Origin of the sequence: Catenibacterium sp. UBA627, from assembly GCF_002299355.1 — a bacterium.
Lineage (GTDB): Bacteria > Bacillota_I > Bacilli_A > Erysipelotrichales > Coprobacillaceae > Catenibacterium > Catenibacterium mitsuoka.
Map to the genome: position 1 here is coordinate 1 of NZ_DBPF01000009.1, position 5,487 is coordinate 5,487.

At 33.4% G+C, this 5,487-nt stretch carries 6 protein-coding genes; 2 read left to right on the plus strand and 4 right to left on the minus strand.

The window, feature by feature from the left end; translation table 11 throughout:
• Window positions 1-157: 157 nt before the first annotated feature.
• The 4 genes from B2S90_RS00660 to B2S90_RS00675 are packed head-to-tail and all read right to left on the minus strand — an operon-like array spanning window position 158 to window position 4,200.
• Window positions 158-811 carry an HAD family hydrolase gene (locus B2S90_RS00660; protein ID WP_278861145.1) on the minus strand — a complete coding sequence of 218 codons (654 nt, stop codon included), beginning with the start codon at window positions 809-811 and terminating at the stop codon, window positions 158-160.
• Between the two features lie 2 nt (window positions 812-813).
• Window positions 814-2,214, minus strand: a complete 1,401-nt coding sequence (gene lacG, locus B2S90_RS00665; protein ID WP_278861146.1) for a 6-phospho-beta-galactosidase — start codon at window positions 2,212-2,214, stop codon at window positions 814-816.
• A 4-nt stretch (window positions 2,215-2,218) separates the two neighbouring features.
• The gene (locus B2S90_RS00670) at window positions 2,219-3,880 is read right to left on the minus strand and encodes a PTS transporter subunit EIIC (RefSeq protein WP_006504440.1); all 1,662 of its coding nucleotides are present in this window, start codon (window positions 3,878-3,880) and stop codon (window positions 2,219-2,221) included.
• The gene (locus tag B2S90_RS00675; protein ID WP_006504439.1) at window positions 3,880-4,200 is read right to left on the minus strand and encodes a PTS lactose/cellobiose transporter subunit IIA; all 321 of its coding nucleotides are present in this window, start codon (window positions 4,198-4,200) and stop codon (window positions 3,880-3,882) included. Before B2S90_RS00675 ends, B2S90_RS00670 begins: the two co-directional genes overlap by 1 nt.
• A gap of 239 nt (window positions 4,201-4,439) precedes the next feature.
• Here B2S90_RS00675 and B2S90_RS00680 point away from each other — a divergent pair, with 239 nt between their 5' ends.
• Window positions 4,440-5,195, plus strand: a complete 756-nt coding sequence (locus B2S90_RS00680) for a DeoR/GlpR family DNA-binding transcription regulator (RefSeq protein WP_006504438.1) — start codon at window positions 4,440-4,442, stop codon at window positions 5,193-5,195.
• 12 nt (window positions 5,196-5,207) lie between these two features.
• The coding region (locus B2S90_RS00685; RefSeq protein ID WP_286696375.1) for a hypothetical protein at window positions 5,208-5,487 on the plus strand (280 nt) is incomplete at its 3' end.

The window sequence follows — 5,487 nt, forward strand, 5'->3', positions numbered from 1 at the left end:
GGCATATCTATCTTTCTGATAATTGACTAAGCTACTATCTTCATATAAGTCTTCTAATAATTGATTATGTTTATTTGATTTAAATTCTTCTCTTACTACACTTGCCTTCATGTTTTATCCTCCATAATAAAAGCCATCCCTGGTGGATGGCTCTTTCTTAAATCTCTTTAAAAGTATCAATCACTTTTGTTACGCCAGGTAACTTCTGATATTCATCTTTTTTATTTGCAGAATCGATTACGATTATATTTCTACATCCTGCTTTATAGGCATTTTCAATACCACTTAGGGAGTCTTCGATGATTAAGCAATCACTTACTTCTAGTCCTAAAATATGTGCTGCTTTCTTGAACATCATGATTTTATTCTCATAAGTTCCATCATCATATACAATATCATCAGGATTGATCCAATGATCAAGATGGAATGATTCTACAAAGAAATCAATATTTGGTTTAATGGATGCACTTGCGATAGTAAATGGAATGTTGTTGTTTTTAAGTTTATCAAAGAATTCTGTTGCTCCAGCAACTAAATGGAATGTTTCTTTATCTTCCTTACAGAACTCACGATAGTATTGTTCTTTAAGTAAAGAATATTTCTGTTTCTGTTCTTCTGTACACTGATCATTAAATAAGTATTCTATGATCTTATTATTAGGAACACCATTGAAATGTTCATGTAGCTCTTCTTCGCTGATTCCATGATGTCTTATTTCCTCGGAAATCTTTCCCCAGGCTAATACATGCTTTGGGTTGTCAAAGAACAATGTTCCATTAAAATCAAATATAACTCCTTTATAAGAATTCATAACTACACCTCTTTCGTTTCTGATACTCTCTTATACCAATAAGCACTTGCTTTTGGATAACGTTTCTGTGTTTCATAGTCTACATAGAATAAACCATAACGTTTATTATAACCATTAGTCCATGAGAACATATCCATGAGAGACCATACAAAATAGCCTTTTACATTTACACCTGCTTCAACTGCTTTAAGTGCATACTGTAGATGTTTCTTGATGTAATCAATTCTTGGAGCATCATCAATGACACCATCTACAAATTCGTCTTTATAACCCATACCATTTTCTGTAATATAGATACACTTGTAGTTTGGATACTGCTGACGAATACGCACTAACATATCAAACATACTTTCTGGATGAATTAACCAGTCCCAGTCAGTTCTAGGAATACCTTCTTTTTCCATTCTACGTCCTACATTCTTTAAACAGAAACGTGAAGTACCCTTTTCACCAGTTCCATTATGATGGATATCATTCTCACCATCATAGTACTGAATGAAACGTGACTGGTAATAGTTCATACCCATATAGTCAATTAAGATTGCTGCTTTCTTCATGACTTCAAAGTCTTCATCTCTTAAATCTAGTTGACCATTATTGATTGCCACTAAACGATCTACAATTTCCATTGTTTCAGTAGAGTAATATCCTTTGAATGTTGCATCTAATAAGAACTGGTTCTGTAATACATCTTCGTTCTTTGCAGCCTGGATATCATCTAAACTATTTTCATCATAAGGATACTTATATTCTAATGACTGTACGCAGCCAATCTGTCCTTTATATCCTGCTTCTTTATAAGCAACAACAGCTTTCGCATGAGCAAGCATCATATTATGCATGATCTGGAATGCTTTTGTCATATTATATTTTTCACCATTAGGGAATGTTCCTTCAATATAAGTGTTTGTAGCTACTGCCCAGATTTCATTGAAAGTAAACCAATATTTAACTTCATCCTTATATTCTTCAAAACAGAATTTTGCATAGTCTACAAATGCATCCACTGTTTCTCTATTTAAGAAATCACCCTTCTGATATAAAGTATCCGGTGTATCAAAGTGATGTAAAGTGATAAATGGTTCTACATTATTCTTATGACATTCCTGAAATACTCTATGATAGAAATCAATACCTTCCTGATTGATTTTTCCTGTACCATCAGGGAAGATACGTGCCCATGAAATTGAGATACGAATTCCATTAATACCAAACATTTTACATAGTTTTAAGTCTTGTCCATACTGGTGGTAGAAATCACTGGCAGGATCTGCCTTGAAGCGACCCTGCTTTGCAAGAAAGTCGTCCCAAGACACTTTACCTTTACCATATTCTAATGTACTACCTTCACACTGATAAGCAGCTGTAGCGCCACCAAAGATAAAATCATCAGAGAATTTCATGTACTTAACCTTCCTTTTCCTGTTCAACGATAAATTCAACAGCACCCTTAGGATCACGAGTTAACTGAATATATTGAGCACCCTTAGTTGCAATGACTTTAGTACCTTCTTTCGCATCCTGTTTTACTTCTTCTAAATGAGCCTGTACCTGTGGAGATAAGACAACAACATCATAGTTCTTTAAGATATCATAGTGATTACCATAAGCACTTGCAGTGGCATCTACTGGTAAACCAGTTTCTTTAGCCCCTTCTTTAACAGCATTCGCAAACATAGCACTTGTACCAGCACCTACACATAATACTAATACATTGATTTTCTTATCTAATTGAAGAGGTTCATTTGTTTCAGTTTCTTCTTCTTTAACCTGTTCTTCTAATGCTTCTAAAGCTTCTTTCTGTTTTTCTTCTTCTAATAATGAAGCATCATATGCTTTAACGAATGGTAAGTAAATAATACCATCTACTACGATTAATAATACAGCAAGTAATACAGCTAAGAAACTAATACCTGTACCTAAAATCAAACCAATTGGAGCAGGAGTAGCCCAAGGTAATACATAAATGAATGAGTTCATCTTTAATACATCAACGAAGAACTTGAATAATGATACGTTCACCATTGGTGCAAGTAAGAATGGAACAAAGAAATATGGGTTTAATACGATTGGAGTCGCAAATAATAATGGTTCATTAACTGCGAAACATACTGGAATGAAAGTTGTTTTACCAACAGCTTTTAACTGTTTAGATCTAGCAAATAACATAAATAAGAATGGAACAACTAGAGTAGCACCTGTACCACCCATTGTACCTACGAAGTTACCTAAACCTACTGTTAATACATTTGCAGCCTGATGTCCTGCTTTAAATAATACTAAGTTTGCATCTACGTTTGCGTAGATGATTGCAGCGATAGCTGGTTCAACAATACTTGGACCATGTACACCAACGAACCAGAACATTGCCATTGCACCCCAGATAATACAGATTCCTAAATAACCATCTGCAGCTGTGAATAATGGCTGTAATAATGTGATGATTGCTTCTGCAAAAGTATAACCAAATAAATTACGAACAATTAAATCAATAATAACACATACCAATACTGAGAAAGAGAATGGGAACACATCTCTGAACATCTGAGAGATTGTACCTGGCACTTCTTTTGGCATATGAATAGTGACATCTTTTTCAACACAGAACTTATACATCTTAACTGTGATGAATGCAGCGATGAATGAAGCAAGTAAACCTTTAGTACCTAAATAAGTAGTAGAGATACCAAGCTTTACATCACTGACTGCTAACATAAAGAAACCACAAATACTTGCAAGCATAACTGAAGTTGTGTTGATTACTTTACCTTCTGGTAAACGACGATTCATGCTTTCAGCTAAGCACTTTGCAGTTGTTGCTGATACTAGTAAACCAACAATACCCATTGAATAGTTATAGACTTTCCATAACCATGTTGAGACATCTGCTGGTAACTTAATTCCAAAGATTTCTGGAATTGAAGCAGCTAAGATAAATACACTTGAGAATAAGATGGCTGGCATTGCTGTTAAGAAGCCATCACGTACAGCACCTAAATAAATATTTTGAGCAATTTTATCGAAAAATGGTTTACCCTTTTCGATTTTCTTAATGACAGCGTCTAACATTATTTTGTTCCCCTCTCTCTATATAAAGTAATAAAGTCCTCAATAACATCTCTTAATAATATTGTTGTCATTAAATGATCCTGACCATGAATGAAGATAAATCCCATTTCCATATCCTCACCACGTGCTTCCTGCTGAAGAATAGTTGTCTGAGACTGATGTGCTAAATTAATGTTTGCATCTGCATCCTTTAACTTTTCTTCTACATTATCAAAATTACCTGCACGCATTTCTTTTAATAATTCTAATAAAGTACTTCTTGCATCTCCTGAGTAAGCTACGATTTCAAAGCCTACCATACTTAATTCATCTTTAGTCATTGTGTCAATCTCCTTTTTTCTAATTAACGAATCGGCCTCTTTCGTTTACAAGCACATTGTAATCGCATTCACACCATTTGTCAACAAAAATAAACATTATAAAACATTTAATTAAACAATTACAAACAATCATGTTAAAATATATACGTAATTAATTTATAAATGTTCGTTTTTGTTTGATTTGTGTTGATTAGGAAAATCTTGAATGATATACTGACACTGACAAGGAGAGTGAAAACATGTTAAAGAAAGAACGTCTTGTAAGAATTACGCAGATGGTCAATCAAAAAGGAATCATATCAATCAATGAAATCATGGAACAATTAGAAGTCTCTGATATGACTGCAAGAAGAGATTTAGATGAATTAGAGAAATCTGGTAAGTTATTAAGAGTGCATGGTGGTGCACAGAGTTTATCTTTTAGTATGGATCATGAACGTTCTCATTTAGAGAAGTCTTCTGTACAGATAGAAGAAAAAACAAGAATTGCGCATAAAGCAGCAAGTCTTATTCAAGAAGGAGAAACTATATTCTTAGGTCCTGGTACTACTATTCAGTTATTAGCTGAGCAGTTATGTGGACGTAATATTAGAGTGGTTACGAATTCTCTTGCAGTATTTAATATCTTGAGTGGTCATACTCCTACTGATGTAATGTTAACAGGTGGAGAATATCGTAGTAATACAAATACCTTTGTAGGTCCAATCACAAATATGGTATTAAGTAAATTAAGATATACAAAAGCCTTTATTGGGTGCAATGGTATCTTTAATAGTGGTATTACAACTTATTCATTAGAAGAAGGAGAATCACAAGGAATACCTTTAGATAATGCGAAGAATAGATATTTACTTGTAGATTCCACTAAGTTTAATCGTTCTGACTTTTATATCTTCTATGATCTCTTTAATTTTGATGCAGTCATTACTGATAATGAGATTGATCCTGATGTATTAAAACATTATAAAGAATATACAACTATTGTAACGGTATAAGGAGAACTCACTATGAAAAAGACTGGAATCTGTCCAAAATGTAATCACGATAAAATTATTATTATTAAAGATCAGCTCCATGAAAATGGTGGTGGTAATATTTCTCAAATAACGAATCATATTAATAAGCCTTCGCAAGTTTTCGCTATATTCAAAGAGGGAAATACCGCAAAGAAGACTTTCTATATTTGTGAGAATTGTGGTTATATTGAAGAATACTTAGACAAGGAAGAAATCAAGAAATTGCTTAATTATAAACCTATTGGTAGTAAGATAAAGGATATCTTCAAAT